This window comes from Clostridium sp. AF22-10 (genome assembly GCF_003478725.1).
Lineage (GTDB): Bacteria > Bacillota > Clostridia > Lachnospirales > Lachnospiraceae > Otoolea > Otoolea fessa.
Genome location: NZ_QUFZ01000006.1, coordinates 112,166 through 126,722, shown reverse-complemented (window position 1 = coordinate 126,722; position 14,557 = coordinate 112,166). Strand labels below are relative to the sequence as shown.

Annotated in this window: 13 protein-coding genes and 4 tRNA genes; 2 read left to right on the top strand and 15 right to left on the bottom strand. The window is 47.5% G+C overall.

From position 1 onward, the window contains the following. Position 1: 1 nt before the first annotated feature. The 7 genes from DWX91_RS06320 to DWX91_RS06290 form a co-directional block, all read right to left on the bottom strand. The gene (locus tag DWX91_RS06320) at positions 2-1,009 is read right to left on the bottom strand and encodes a deoxyguanosinetriphosphate triphosphohydrolase (RefSeq protein WP_118467460.1); all 1,008 of its coding nucleotides are present in this window, start codon (positions 1,007-1,009) and stop codon (positions 2-4) included. Between the two features lie 324 nt (positions 1,010-1,333). Next, positions 1,334-3,016: a carbon starvation protein A gene (locus tag DWX91_RS06315; RefSeq protein ID WP_022359691.1), complete on the bottom strand. Its 1,683-nt coding sequence runs from the start codon at positions 3,014-3,016 to the stop codon at positions 1,334-1,336. Between the two features lie 257 nt (positions 3,017-3,273). Continuing rightward, entirely contained in the window at positions 3,274-5,031 is a 1,758-nt protein-coding gene (locus DWX91_RS06310; protein WP_118472473.1) for a S8 family peptidase, read from the bottom strand. 99 nt (positions 5,032-5,130) lie between these two features. After that, positions 5,131-5,214, bottom strand: a tRNA-Leu gene (locus DWX91_RS06305). 4 nt (positions 5,215-5,218) lie between these two features. After that, a tRNA-Leu gene (locus DWX91_RS06300) sits at positions 5,219-5,302 on the bottom strand. A 166-nt stretch (positions 5,303-5,468) separates the two neighbouring features. Continuing rightward, positions 5,469-5,552, bottom strand: a tRNA-Leu gene (locus DWX91_RS06295). Between the two features lie 4 nt (positions 5,553-5,556). Next, positions 5,557-5,640, bottom strand: a tRNA-Leu gene (locus tag DWX91_RS06290). Between the two features lie 590 nt (positions 5,641-6,230). Here DWX91_RS06290 and ychF point away from each other — a divergent pair. Next, positions 6,231-7,328, top strand: coding sequence for a redox-regulated ATPase YchF (gene ychF / locus DWX91_RS06280; protein WP_118472472.1), 1,098 nt, complete (start codon positions 6,231-6,233; stop codon positions 7,326-7,328). A gap of 328 nt (positions 7,329-7,656) precedes the next feature. Here the strand turns inward: ychF and DWX91_RS06275 are convergent, their stop codons facing one another. Both DWX91_RS06275 and DWX91_RS06270 read right to left on the bottom strand, forming a co-directional pair. After that, the gene (locus tag DWX91_RS06275; RefSeq protein WP_117795139.1) at positions 7,657-8,268 is read right to left on the bottom strand and encodes a class I SAM-dependent methyltransferase; all 612 of its coding nucleotides are present in this window, start codon (positions 8,266-8,268) and stop codon (positions 7,657-7,659) included. 56 nt (positions 8,269-8,324) lie between these two features. After that, positions 8,325-8,546: a peptidase M50 gene (locus DWX91_RS06270; protein WP_107001555.1), complete on the bottom strand. Its 222-nt coding sequence runs from the start codon at positions 8,544-8,546 to the stop codon at positions 8,325-8,327. A gap of 293 nt (positions 8,547-8,839) precedes the next feature. Here DWX91_RS06270 and DWX91_RS06265 point away from each other — a divergent pair, with 293 nt between their 5' ends. Continuing rightward, positions 8,840-9,283, top strand: a complete 444-nt coding sequence (locus DWX91_RS06265) for a hypothetical protein (protein WP_117795137.1) — start codon at positions 8,840-8,842, stop codon at positions 9,281-9,283. 139 nt (positions 9,284-9,422) lie between these two features. On the opposite strand, the gene DWX91_RS06260 is transcribed toward DWX91_RS06265, so the two are convergent. The 6 genes from DWX91_RS06260 to rsxC are packed head-to-tail and all read right to left on the bottom strand — an operon-like array spanning position 9,423 to position 14,409. Then, the gene (locus DWX91_RS06260) at positions 9,423-10,214 is read right to left on the bottom strand and encodes an RnfABCDGE type electron transport complex subunit B (protein WP_022359780.1); all 792 of its coding nucleotides are present in this window, start codon (positions 10,212-10,214) and stop codon (positions 9,423-9,425) included. A gap of 15 nt (positions 10,215-10,229) precedes the next feature. Continuing rightward, complete coding sequence (locus DWX91_RS06255; protein ID WP_107001556.1) at positions 10,230-10,805, bottom strand: electron transport complex protein RnfA; 576 nt, start codon at positions 10,803-10,805, stop codon at positions 10,230-10,232. Continuing rightward, positions 10,805-11,506 carry an electron transport complex subunit RsxE gene (locus DWX91_RS06250; RefSeq protein ID WP_022359778.1) on the bottom strand — a complete coding sequence of 234 codons (702 nt, stop codon included), beginning with the start codon at positions 11,504-11,506 and terminating at the stop codon, positions 10,805-10,807. Before DWX91_RS06250 ends, DWX91_RS06255 begins: the two co-directional genes overlap by 1 nt. Positions 11,507-11,520: 14 nt before the next feature. Further along, positions 11,521-12,129, bottom strand: a complete 609-nt coding sequence (locus tag DWX91_RS06245; protein ID WP_022359777.1) for an RnfABCDGE type electron transport complex subunit G — start codon at positions 12,127-12,129, stop codon at positions 11,521-11,523. After that, positions 12,129-13,070: an RnfABCDGE type electron transport complex subunit D gene (locus DWX91_RS06240; protein ID WP_107001558.1), complete on the bottom strand. Its 942-nt coding sequence runs from the start codon at positions 13,068-13,070 to the stop codon at positions 12,129-12,131. Before DWX91_RS06240 ends, DWX91_RS06245 begins: the two co-directional genes overlap by 1 nt. 13 nt (positions 13,071-13,083) lie before the next feature. Beyond that, on the bottom strand, positions 13,084-14,409 hold the full coding sequence (rsxC, locus tag DWX91_RS06235; protein WP_118472471.1) for an electron transport complex subunit RsxC: 1,326 nt from the start codon (positions 14,407-14,409) through the stop codon (positions 13,084-13,086). Positions 14,410-14,557 lie beyond the last annotated feature (148 nt).

The window sequence follows — 14,557 nt, the reverse complement described above, 5'->3', positions numbered from 1 at the left end:
CTTATACGCTCCAGGCTTTCGGAATAAACAATTCCTTAAACCGGTCAATCGCGTAAATATCTGTCATACCCGCGATATAATCGCATACCGCGCGCTCTTTCGTCTCATTTCTTATCTCCATAATCCGGTGGGATTCTTCCGGAAGTTCCTCCGGATGCGCCATATAATATCCATACAGCATCTCGATCATCTGCTGTGCGCGCCCTTCCTCCGCTTTCGCAATCCCGTCATGGTAGACATGGTCAAACATCCAGCGGCGCAGCCCGTGCATCGCCTCCTCGCGTTCCGGTGACATCGCCACCTCCGGCTTGTCCTGGCTGTGCTCGATGATGTCGTGGATCATGATATTCAGCCGCTCATGCACACTGTTTCCCAGAATGTCCGTGTACTCCCGCGGCAAATCCTCTTCCTTCATGATCTTTCCCCGGATCGCATCATCTATATCATGGTTTATGTAGGCAATTTTATCTGAAAGCCGCACAACATTCCCTTCCAGCGTCGCCGGATGACCGCTCGTCCGGTGGTTCAGGATCCCGTTGCGAACCTCCCAGGTCAGGTTCAGCCCCTGCCCCTTCTGCTCCAGCACCTCCACAATGCGGACACTCTGCTGATAATGCGCGAACCCCTCGCTGCAGAGCCGGTTGAGCACCGCCTCCCCCGAATGACCAAACGGCGTATGTCCCAGATCGTGCCCCAGCGCGATCGCCTCCGCCAGAGACTCATTCAGCCGCAGCGCTTTCGCGATCGTGCGCGCTATCTGCGATACTTCCAGCGTGTGCGTCAGGCGCGTCCGGTAATGGTCGCCCTCCGGCGCCAGAAAAACCTGCGTTTTCTGTTTCAGACGCCGGAACGATTTGCTGTGCAGAATACGGTCGCGATCGCGCTGATACTCTGGCCGGATGTCGCAGAGCGGTTCTTTCCGCTCCCGTCCCCGTGTATTCGCACTCAGCGACGCATACAGACTCAGGGTTTCCTGTTCCCATTTTTCGATCGTTTCTCTGATATTCATCCAGATCCCACCTTTATTCAGAATAATTTACGGAATAAATTCGAAAGTTCGCCCATTATCTTATAATAATATCATATTTTTGTAATTTGGGACAGAGGTTTTCCATGGATTTTTGATCTTTTTCTATTTTCTTTTTTTATTTTATGTGGAAAGAAGGGGAATTATGACTACTTATTTCCATCTATTGAACAAAGGGGCTTAGAATGAAAAAGAGAAGACATCTGTTCTTTTGAATACAGACATCCTCTCTTTACTATCACACATACAAAACGTAACGGCTGTCCCCGATGGACCTCATCTACATTTTATTTTCACTTATTATTTTTACTTATCCGCTTTTTCAAGCAGTTTCTTGATACCCTGAATTGCTACTAATACACCCAGGATTAACAGCAGCACTGCAAATACAAGCTGCAGTGTATTTCCCAGATCCAGACCGGTCGTCATAAATGCGTTTGTGAGCTTTATGATGGTCATGCTCAGTGCAGTAAAGGTAACTGCCATCATGAACAGCATCGGCACCCAGAGCATCCAGCCCTGACGCTTGGTTTTCTTTAAGAATACTGCACAAGCTACAAGAGCAAGTACCGATAACAGCTGGTTTGCAGAACCGAATAACGGCCAGATCTCTGCATAGCCGACCTTGGTAAGCAGGTATGCGAGTACCAGTGTGATGATGGTTGCAAAATATTTATTGGTTACTACTTTTACAAACGGGCTCATATTTTCCTCGTCTGTGTCCGAATCCATGAAAAATTCCTGGAACGACAGACGTCCTACCCGGGCAACCGAATCCAGGGAAGTCAGTGCAAATGCAGATACCGCCAGGTTGATTAATGTAAACACAAGCGAATGCGGCAGACCAACTACGGAAAGAAAGTTTGCGATCGCGCCTGCAAAAATCTGCGGCTGGGTGGTAAGTCCCTGTGCTGCTGCCTCGCCATCTGCAAAGGAAGCAACTGCAATCAGTGCGATGATAGCAAGCATACTCTCCATCAGCATTGCGCCAAACGAAACTGGAAGCATGTTCTTTTCATTTTTGATCTGTTTAGATGCAGTACCGGAAGATACCAGAGAATGGAAACCAGAAACTGCGCCACAGGCAATCGTTACAAATAAAATCGGGAACATATACTGTCCATTTACATTAAAGCTTGTAAACGGTTTCAAATTACATGCCGGATTGGCCACAAATACACCGATAACTGCACCGACGATCATAAAGATCAGCAGATAGCTGTTCAGATAATCACGCGGCTGAAGCAGCGCCCATACCGGAGCGACACTGGCAATCAGAATGTACACAAAGATAATAATATGCCAGGTTCCAAGATCGACATAGACCGGGAAATTCAGTCCCAGTGCGATCGCTGCCACCAGTAATAAAATAGCGACGGCTGTGTTGATCCATTTGTTGAATTTGGTATATTTGAGGAAATATCCAAGTGCAACTGCCTCGATGATAAATAACATAGAAGTAGTTGCAACGGCTCCATTTGCCGCTATCTTTGTGACAGCACCTGCCTCATCGACCGTAAATCCCTTAAATGTTCCCGCTACAACGTCTGCAAACGCTGCGACAACCAGAATACAGAACAGCCAGCAGAATAAAAGAAATAATTTCTTTCCTAATTTTCCAATGTACTCTTCGATGATGTATCCGATTGTACGACCCTTATTTTTGACAGACGCATACATGGATGCAAAATCCTGAACGGCGCCGAAAAATACGCCGCCAATTAAAATCCAAAGCAGGACCGGAAGCCAGCCAAAAATTGCCGCCTGGATCGGACCATTGATCGGACCCGCACCGGCGATCGACGCGAACTGATGACCAAACACAACGTTTGTATCAGCCGGTACATAATCGACACCGTCCTCCATCTCATATGCCGGAGTTTTGGCATTCGGATCGATGCCCCACTTATTCTGGAGATAACGCCCGTACAGGAGGTATGCTCCTCCCAGAACAACGATGGCGATTATCATCATCATTACTCCACTCATAGTTAAACCTCTTTCCTTTGTTTATTTATAAAAAAACGCCTCTGCTATCCAGTCGGATAACAAAGCGGATTTTCTATCCAAACAGTTTTCCTGCTCCATCCAGTAACTCTCTGTATTCCCGTTCTTTTATTGCCATACTCATTGCATTTTATACCATATAAATTATACTCTTTTGAGCAGAAAATTCAATTAACACTTTAAATATAATTTACAATTTCATTTGTTGTTTTTTGTGCACCTTGCACTTCCTATTGTTTTTACAACGGAAAACTTCGCTCCAGACACAATGCCCCATACCCCACTCTCTCATTCGGATACTCTGCCTCCCCCGGCAGTTTCCGTGCACCGCGGATCAGATATGCTTTCAGCTTCTCTCCATACAGGTAGGGATCGTTCCCATTTACAATCCCCCATTGCATCATCAGCGCCGCCGATCCGGTCACAAATGGAGCGGCAAAGGAAGTTCCTGTCACCGCCTCATATCCGCCGCCTGCGCGGGCGGTGATGATATTTACACCAGGTGCCGCCAGCTCTGGTTTGATCGGATGCCCCAATCTTGCAAATCCACGACCGGAAAAATCTGCATACGCCTGCGTGGCGTCATCGTACGCCCCCACCGAGATCGCCCGGCTGGCGGTCGATGGGATTGTCAGCGTCGTGTCCGGCGATGCCGTCAAAAAACGTGTTTCCCTGTTCAGTGCCATGCCCGCTGGCAGCCACAGATCATACTGACCATCCCGTATTTCTTCTGGAATCAGACGGATTTTCCAGAGCCCGTCCTGAATGTAGCTTCCTTTTGGAATCAAATCCAGATAAATCTCCTGCGCCTGACTGTATGGACTCGGCATCCCATAATATAGAAGAATCTCTTCCGTCTCATAGGAAAGCCGCTGTGCTCCCAACGATTCCCGGATCAGCCCGGTGCTGCTGCCGCCCGGGCTGAAAATTTCTACTGAAAACCGGTCCTGATACAATTTCCATAGCTGCACACCGAAGCCCGTCTGATATTCCCCCACTGCAAGCTCTATCTCCACCGGACGTCCCATCTGCAGAAATCCCGCCCGGTGTCCCATGCTGTATCCTTCATTTCCGGTTCCCACGATGATGGAAGTCCGCCCCCGCTCTGCCATCGAATTTAGATACGTCTCCAGTAGGCTGGTTCCGTCATGAGAACCGTAGGTATTTCCAAAGCTCAGATTCACCGCCACCGGCATCCGCCATTCCTGTGCGATTCCCACCACATAGTCCAACGCCCGCATCAGCTCTGTTGTCCTGGGAAATGAATCCGCAAGCGGCGTTCCAAGCTTCACGACCAGAAGTTCACTCTCCCAGGCTACTCCCCGGTAGTGTCCGCCGCCCTCCCAGCCATTTCCGGCTGCAATCGCCGCAACTGCCGTCCCGTGCCCACTCACATCCCGCGACTGGACGATCTCGTAAGCGCGTTCCCGGCTGCCCGCCTCCAATGCCCGGTTGAGCTCCTCCCGCATATAAATCCGGTTCTGCTCCTGATCCCAAAGTGCGGCGATGCGCGTCGTTCCATCTGCGTTTCGAAAGTCCGGATGGAAATAATCGATTCCGGAGTCGATGATGGCAGTCAATGTGCCTCGACCACTTAAATCAGCATCTCTGCCATACACGTTTTGAGAGACTTGATTTCCGCTCTGCACCGGCGCAATACAGGTATCCCGAATCGCCCGGTTCACCTCAAAATAAAGACGCTTCGGCTTTTCTATATACTCAACCTGTGATAATCCTGCCAGATCATCCACCTGCGATTCAGGGAGCCGCACAATCGCGTAGCCGCCGGAAAGTGGATAAATTTCCGCCTGCGGCAGCTGTTCCTGCAACTTTTCCACAGTTCCATTATATTGAATGATTAATTCCCAGCGTTTCGTATTCTGGTCGTATCCCATCTGAAGTGCCGGGGACTTTTCCCGTTCCGCTTCTGTCGCATCCAAAGATAAGTTTAAAAGGTTTTCTTTTTTCTGGCTCTTGCCATTCACTAATTCACTCATTTTACAGTTTATGCTTATATGGCAAATCCCAGCATCATATTCTATCTATTTTTTTAACAAAACAAAACCCGGTACATCTCTGTACCGGGCTATCGATCATGCAGAAGAAGGGACTTGAACCCTCATGATGTTGCCATCACACGGACCTGAACCGTGCGCGTCTGCCAATTCCGCCACTTCTGCTTACTGCGGGAGATGGGACTTGAACCCACACGAGCATACACCCACAAGATCCTTAGTCTTGCCTGTCTGCCAATTCCAGCACTCCCGCTTACTGTTTTTCAATTTTCTCTGTCCGATGATTTTCTCACCGGCAAAGAGTAGTATAGCACAATTTCATTTGAATTGCAAGCCTGTTTTCCGCAAATTTATATCTGAATTTATTGAATCAGAGTATAGCAAAAACCCGGCACATCTCTGTACCGGGCTATCAGTCATGCAGAAGAAGGGACTTGAACCCTCATGATGTTGCCATCACACGGACCTGAACCGTGCGCGTCTGCCAATTCCGCCACTTCTGCTCACTGCGGGAGATGGGACTTGAACCCACACGAGCATACACCCACAAGATCCTTAGTCTTGCCTGTCTGCCAATTCCAGCACTCCCGCTTACTGCTTTTTATTTTTGCCTGTCGAGTGAGTCACTCACTGACGAAGCTTAGTATAGCACAGGCGCTCCGCGAATGCAAGCATTTTTTTGTTTTTTTTATTTTTTTTTATTTGTTCTAATTATTCCTATATTTTTATAGTTTCTTTCTACTGCAAAATCATGTATTTCAGCCCTATCCTACCACTCCGCAGCTCCCTTAAAAAATCCTTTCTTACTTCTTAAACAGGAAAATAGACAACCATTACACATTTCTGGTTACTGTTCACGCATACGTGCCCAGTAACGGAATTTGCCGTGGCTTCGCATTTAAATACGGCAAATTCCTGCTGCCACCACGTTTTCTTACAGCACTTTCGGTTCCAAAAGTGCCTACCTGTGAACAGTAACCATTTCTGCATTCCTATAGCCACAAAATGTCTCCTTTGAGATTGAAAAAGCGCTGTCTTTCTGCTATAATACATAGTTGCATTGATTTCTTTCATTAAAATTAAGAAACATTACAAAAAGGGCGTAAAAAGGCGCAATAAGAAACCGAAAGAAAGGCGGAAATCCTGATAAGCAAAGGATTTTCGGATAGGTAAATCATAAAATGAAATTAGGTATCGTAGGTCTGCCAAACGTAGGCAAAAGTACACTGTTTAATTCTCTGACCAAGGCTGGCGCTGAGTCTGCCAATTACCCGTTCTGTACCATCGATCCGAACGTCGGTGTCGTACCGGTTCCAGATCCGCGTCTGGGTCAGTTAGCAGCTCTTTATAATTCTGCCAAAATCACTCCGGCTGTAATCGAGTTCGTTGATATCGCTGGTCTGGTAAAGGGCGCTTCCAAGGGCGAAGGTCTTGGTAACCAGTTCCTTGCCAATATCCGTGAGGTAGACGCGATCGTACACGTTGTCCGTTGCTTTGAGGATCCAAATGTTATCCATGTAGACGGCAGCGTCAATCCGCTCCGCGATATCGAAACCATCAACCTGGAGCTCATCTTCTCCGATATGGAAGTTCTGGAACGCCGTATTGCCAAGACAACCAAGAGCGCCATGGGAAATAAATCCCTTGCAAAAGAGCTGGAAACTCTGAAAAAACTGTATGCGCACCTTGAAAACGGCAATCTGGCTAAGAGCTTTGAGCCGGAGGACGAGGATGAACTCACGTTCATCAATACGCTGGATCTCTTAACCTGGAAACCGGTTATCTTCGCTGCCAACGTATCCGAGGATGATCTGACAGATGACGGTGCTTCCAATGAATATGTAAAACAGGTTCGCGAATTTGCAGCTGAGAACGACAGCGAGGTATTTGTTATCTGCGCCCAGATTGAGCAGGAGATCGCTGAGTTAGATGAAGATGAGAAGAAAATGTTCCTCGAAGATCTCGGTCTGACTGAATCCGGTCTTGAAAAACTGATTGCAGCCAGCTACCGCATTCTTGGCCTTATCAGCTACCTGACTGCCGGTGAAACTGAAACCCGTGCATGGACCATCAAAGTCGGCACCAAAGCACCGCAGGCAGCTGGAAAAATCCACTCCGATTTTGAGCGCGGCTTCATCAAAGCTGAGGTAGTCAACTATCAGGATCTCTTAGACTGCGGTTCCTACAATGCAGCCAGAGAGAAAGGGTTGGTACGCATGGAGGGCAAGGACTACGTGGTGAAGGACGGCGATGTCGTACTCTTCCGCTTCAATGTTTAATATCGTGTCATAAAATCTCAGAAGCTGCCATCCGCTGATCAGATTCCCTTTTCGTAGATTTGGGGGAGGGGTATCCTCTCAAAGCATATCAACGGATGGCAGCTCTTTTTATTTCTCCCTTTTTACAAAAGTGTGTCTGATGCATACTAACTCATAATTATACGAAACACCACTCTTTTATTCATTTTCTATTCATTTCTGGCTAATGGGTATTCATTTTTACTCTAAGTTGTCGTGCAATTTATTAGATTTGAATTTTTGAAAGAGCCAGCACCTTGAATGGGCTGACTCTTTCAATGTCACCTGTAATTGACAAACTGGAATTTGGCTATTTCGTTGCAACAATACTTATCCAATGATTTTTTGCATTTGAATACGTTTTGATCTCTGTAAAACCCGCTTCTTTCAAAGCGGCAACAAGTTGTTTAGATGTGTAAATCTTCATACCATTGATCATCTTTGTCCATTTTTCATCTGCGGCATTCGTTCCGTCACTCTCGTTACAAATCAGGAATATGCCTTCGCTTTTTAGCACACGGTTGATCTCGGAAAAGCATTTTACTAATCCTGGCCAAAAGTAAACTGTTTCGAAGGCAGAAACATAATCAAAAGTCGCGTCAGAAAAGGGTATAGCAGATACATCTCCTTGAACTACATTACATTTCCCTTGTTTAATGGCGAGGGCGTTCAATTTTTGAGATTCTGCCACACTAACCTCAGAATAATCCATTCCTGTCACGTGGCCATTTCCACATCTATCAAGCCAGACCGCAATATTTGCTCCGCCGCCACAGCCGACGTCCAGAACTTCAGCATCAGACTTCGCGGAGATATTTGAGAATCCCCATTGCGATAATTTGGCGTGACCGCTGTTCATCATCTTCGTCATCAATTTTCCGCCGAAGCCTTGTGGCTTACGGGTATTTTCAAAAAATTTCATTACAGAATTCCTCTTCCACAAATACCGGTTTTCTTAATTCGACAAACCGGTATTGCTCAATCGTTTTTCTCCGTTAGGAGAATATACAATCCATAAATAAAAAGAACAAGGAATAAAACCGTAGGAATCAATAATCCATTTTCTAAAATACTTACAATCATTCTTCCAGGTGGCGTTACCCATTCAGTTGCTGGATTTTGCATTGCCACTATTATCATTCCCACAATACCAACAACACCACTTAATGTTAAAAAACCACCTTTTATATTTCTACTCATAATCATTACCTCCTCGTTAAATACCGATTAGTATAACAGTAGTCTAACACATGTTGTTTAAAAATACTACAGCCAAGCTAATGTCTGTAATTTGCCCTAAAATTTCATTTTATGGAATTTGGACTACTTGATTTTCTAATCGCATACGCAATTTGTGAAATGTATCATTATACTGTTGATACATCAGACACACAAATGTAAATAGGGACTTTTATTTTTATAACAAATCATATTCTTTCATTTTCCCTCAAACCGTCTCATACACTGTACTAAACGAATTCCGGAGCTTTCTTATGAGTTCAAAAACAAAAATTGTCGTACTCCGCATGAAAGAGATTATTTATACTGCTATCTTTATCGGGCTGGGGCTTCTTCTCATCGCGCTTCTCCTCATCATGTTCCGTCCTGGAAGGAAGACACAGAGTGCTTCTGCCCCTGCTGCGGCTGGTATCCACTATCTGCCAGGCATGTACAGTTCTACCCTGACACTTGGCAGCCAGGCAGTCAATGTCGAAGTCACGGTTGATTCCACCCAAATCACCTCTGTTACCTGCCGTCCTTTAAGTGATTCCATCGAAACTATGTACCCGCTGCTCTCCCCTTCCGCTTCGCATCTCTCGGAGCAGATCGTGAGCACGCAGTCGCTTGAAAATCTCTCCTTTGAAAGCGGCAGCCAGTATACCTCACAGGCACTCTTAAATGTGATACATACCGCACTGGCGAAAGCGATCCTTTAAGTTTCATATCACTCCATATAGCTTCTTCTAATCAAAACGTCCGGCTGAACCGTCTTTCCAAACGGTTCAACCGGACGTTTTACTTCCGTATTCGTGACTGTTCAGTACCTTCACAGTCACGCGTATTCATTTACGTTATTTACTGAATAACCTTAACCGGGCACTTCGCTGCACAAGCTCCGCAGTTTACGCACTTCTCATAATCGATAACAGCTACGTTGTTATCCATATGGATTGCGTCAAACTTACACTGCTTGGTACACAGCGTACAGCCGATACAGCCAACCTGGCAGGCTGCCTTGACAGCCGGTCCACGATCGTGGGAGCTGCACTGTACCAGATGTTTTGCCTTGTACGGTACCAGGTCGATCAGGTGTTTCGGGCAGGCTGCCACGCAGGCACCACACGCTACACACTTCTCTTTGTCTACAACCGCTACGCCGTCTACCACGTGGATTGCATCGAATTTACATGCCTTCACACAGGTTCCGAAACCGGTACAGCCGTAAGAACATGCCTTTGCACCGCCACCCGGTACAACGGATGCCTTCGCACAGTCCTCGATACCATGGTACTCGTACTGTACTTTTGTCTTGTCGCAGGTACCTTTACATTTAACGAAAGCTACCTTCTTCTCAGAGGAACCAGCCTCTACGCCCATGATAGCAGCGATCTTCTCGCCAACCGGAGCACCGCCGACCGGGCAGGCATTAACCGGAGCTTTGCCCTCTGCGATGGCCTTTGCAAGACCATCACAGCCCGGGTAACCACAGCCACCGCAGTTGTTGCCTGGCAGCTCTTCACGAACAGCTGCCTCTTTTTCATCTACTTCAACTTTAAATTTCGCGCCGAACAGACCCAGACCGACACCGACGATGATGCCGACTGCCGCGATCACGACAGCAGCGATAATGATTGAATTCATATCCATTTTCGTCTCCTCCTTCTACAGTAATCCGGAAAATCCGAGAAATGCAATCGCCATCAGACCAGCCGTTACCAGTACGATAGGAGATCCCTGGAAGTTATACGGGATATCATTTCCCTCGATGTGCTCACGGATACCTGCCAGAAGCACGATGGAGATGGTATAACCAACGGCTGTACCAACACCATTTACCACACTCTGTAAAAATCCATATCCGTTCTGGACGTTTGTCAGGGCAACACCAAGAACGGCACAGTTTGTTGTAATCAGCGGAAGGAATACACCCAGCGCGTTATACAGGGAAACCATGCACTTCTTTAAGAACATCTCAACGATCTGAACCAGTGCTGCGATAACGAGAATGAAAACGATGGTTTTCAGGTAATCGATACCAAGCGGTGCCAGAACGAACTGATAAATCAAGTTTGCAACGATGGATGCGATGGTAATAACGAAGATAACCGCACCACCCATACCAGCTGCTGTTTCAACTTTTTTGGATACGCCGACGAAGGAGCAGATACCGAGGAACTGGCTCAGTACGACGTTGCTGACCAGCGCCGAGCTTATCGCAATAATAAGTAATTCTTTCATCACTTCTCCTCCTGTTCCTTCTTAACTTCTGCATCATGACCAGCACAGCTTAAGCAGTCGCCGCTGCAGCAGCCACCCTTCTTCTTCTCTTTTACGGAACCGTTTGTTGCACACGGCATCTTCAGACGATTCTGAAGAGCAGTCAGGCAAGCCAGTACGAAGAATGCACCCGGCGCCAGGATGAAGATTGAGATCGGCTGATAGGAAGCCGGCATAATCTGGATACCAAAGATAGTACCTGCACCCAGAAGCTCACGGAAGGAACCGATGAGTGCCAGAGCAACTGTAAATCCAAGTCCCATACCGATACCGTCAAATGCAGACAGGATCGGACCGTTCTTCATAGCATATGCCTCGGCACGGCCAAGGATGATACAGTTAACTACGATCAGCGGAATGTAAAGTCCCAGGGAAGCATATAAGCTTGGAACGAAACCTTCCATCAACATATCTACGATGGTTACGAAGGATGCTACGACTACGATCTCTGCCGGCAGACGCACGCCGTCCGGAATGATCTTACGAAGCAATGCAATCAGAAAGTTCGCCGCAATCAGTACGGCGGTTGTCGAAAGTCCCATGCCGACACCGTTGATGGCGGAAGTGGTTACCGCCAGGGTCGGACACAGACCCAGCATCTGAACGAAAATCGGGTTTTCTTTCCAGATACCGTTATATAAGCGCTCTACATATTTATTCATAATCTTTCCACCTCCTACTGTGCCAGGCAGTTAGCCACGAAATAGATAGCTGCATCTGTCGCGTTGGTGACTGCCTTGGAAGTGATCGTTGCACCACTGATGGCTTCAATCTGATTATCTGCAGACGCGCCTGTCTTTGTAACTTCCAGGTTCTCAGCTTTCTTGCCGATAAACTGATCCTTGAAATCCGGTTCTTTGGCTCTCATACCAAGACCTGGCGTATCGCTGATGCTTAAGAAACCGATACCGGTCAGCTCGCCCTCGTTGGTGATACCAACTGCGATCTGCACGTTGCCGCCGTAGCTCTCTGCGGAGGTAGAGGTAATCAGGTAACCGATCTGGTTGCCGCTTGCATCCAGCGCTTCTTTTGCATCATTGATGGTAACTTTTCCAAATCCCCACTCAGAGATGCTGTCCGCTGCAGCAGTTACTGCGTCAGCCAGCTCCTGCGGTTCATCAAAGCTTGCCGCATCCGGGTAAACTTCCTGATAAGTTTTAGTAGCTGCTGCCTCCTGTGCCTGTGCAATCGGATCCAGCGTAATATCATGTACTGTTCCCAGACAGATACCAGCTACCAGAGTAATAACGAAAAGGATGATTGTATTTTTGATAATCTGGTTCATTATTTCTTCTGACCTCCTTTTCCAAATGCTGTCGGAAGCGTATAGCGCTCAATCAGCGGAACCAGCAGGTTGCTGAAGATGATCGCATAGGAAACGCCCTCCGGAGAAGCACCCCAGAGACGGAAGATTCCGGTTACGATTCCGAGGATCAGTCCGTATACGATCTGTCCCTTCGGAGTCAGAGGACTCGTTACATAATCGGTTGCCATAAAGAATGCACCGAAGATAAGACCACCTGCACAGATCTCACTGAGAGAATAGGTCAGGTTGAATCCGCCAAACAGGAATGTAAATACAAATACGGTTCCAATGTAAATCAGCGGAATAACCGGGCTGATAACTTTGCGGACTACCATGTAAATCGCACCAATCAGCAGGGCAATTACAGATACCTCACCGATAGTTCCCGGGATACGTCCGATTACCAGGGATGCCAGATCCACTGTCTCACCGGCTCTTAACTGTGCCAGCGGAGTTGCACCTGTCAGACTGTCAAATCCAAGCTTTGCGGATGAGAAGTTATTCATAAACAGAGCGAAGGAAGTCAGAAGGAAACATCTGGCTGCCAGTGCCGGGTTCATGAAGTTCTGTCCCAGACCACCGTAAAGCTGTTTTACAACGATGATTGCAAAGAATGCACCAAGAACCGGGATCCAAACCGGGATTTCCGGCGGCATATTCAGTGCAAGAATCATGCCGGTAACAACTGCACTGCCGTCCGAAATCGTAATCGGCTTGTGCATTAATTTCTCATAAAGATACTCGGCTGCCACACTGGCGATCACGGTAGCGATCAGAACCAGAAGTGCATTCATGCCGAACTGCCATACACCATAAACACTGGCAGGAATCATGGCGATCACAACGTCAAACATCAGGCGCTGTGTCGTAACTCCGTCACGAACGTGAGGTGATGACGATACTTTTAATAATTTTTCCATTTCTTCCCACCTCCTACTTTCTGCGGCTGGCTGCTACTGCCTTACGCATCTCTTTGAATGCCTGGGTCAGCGGCCGTCTTGCCGGACAAGCATATGCACAGCATCCGCACTCAACGCATTCCATGCCGTTTAAGCTCTGGAAATTCTCAAGGTCGTGAGCCGTAGATGCCTTCATCATCAGCGGAGGTACAAGATGCTCCGGACAAACGCCTACGCAGCGTCCGCAGCGGATACATGCTGACGGCTCCATCGCTGCTACCTGATCCTTGGTAAAGGTGGTCAGAGCAGATGAAGTCTTCGCTACCGGGAAGTCAAGGCTGAAAAGAGCCTGTCCCATCATAGGACCACCGGAAATCATCTTCTCCGGTTCCTGTTTAAAGCCGCCTGCTGCCTCTACCAGTCTCTGATAGTTGGTACCAAGGCGTACCTCAAAGTTCTGCGGCTCTGCAATGGCATCACCGGTTACCGTAATGATCTTGCGGATCAGCGGAGTTGTCTTGCATACTGCATTATAAATAGAAGCAACGGTATCAATATTGTCTACGATACAGCCTGCATCTGCCGGCAGCATGGAAGAATTGATCTCACGTCCTGTCACTGCATAGATAAGTGTACGCTCACCACCCTGCGGGTACTTGGTAAGCAGCGGACATACTTCGATTCTCGGCTCGTCCTTTACCATCTCCGTCAGCTTCTTGATAGCCTCCGGCTTGTTGTTCTCGATACCGATAACACCCTTCGCATTGTCAAACAGCTGAAGCATAACCTTCAGGCCGCCGATAATCTGCTCCGGACGCTCCATCATGGTACGATAGTCACTGGTTAAGTACGGCTCGCACTCTGCACCGTTGACGATAACGTAATCAATTGCGTTCTCATCTTTCGGAGTAAGCTTTACATGTGTCGGGAAACCAGCGCCGCCCAGGCCGACGATACCGGCATCCTTAACGATCTTACGGATCTCTTCTTTCGACAGCTTTGTTGCATCTCTGTCTGTTCCGAAGCCCTCAATCGCCTCTTCTTCACCGTCATTCTCCACCAGGATTGACTGAACCATTGCACCATTGGCAACCAGCTTGGACTCGATTCCCTTTACCGTACCGGAAACAGAACTAAGTACGTTTGCGGAAATAAATCCGCCTGCCTCTGCAATGATCTGGCCTTTCAGCACGTGATCGCCCTTCGCTACCAGTGGTTTCGCAGGTGCGCCAATGTGCTGGGACAGCGGATAAACCATGATCTCGCCCTGTAACGGTTCGAGAACCTTGATCGGCTTATCCTCAGACAGTTCTTTACCCTCATATGGATGAATGCCGCCTATAAATGTAGCCAAACCCATCAATTAAACCCTCTTTCTCTTACTAAATTTTCCTTCATCCTCCACCCATTCACCTCCCGTCAGATGCCTTTTCTGCCGAAATTGTGAAAATATTATCGGGCGTAGGAGCTAGAATCTACCGCGTATAGTATAACACAGGTAAAAAAAA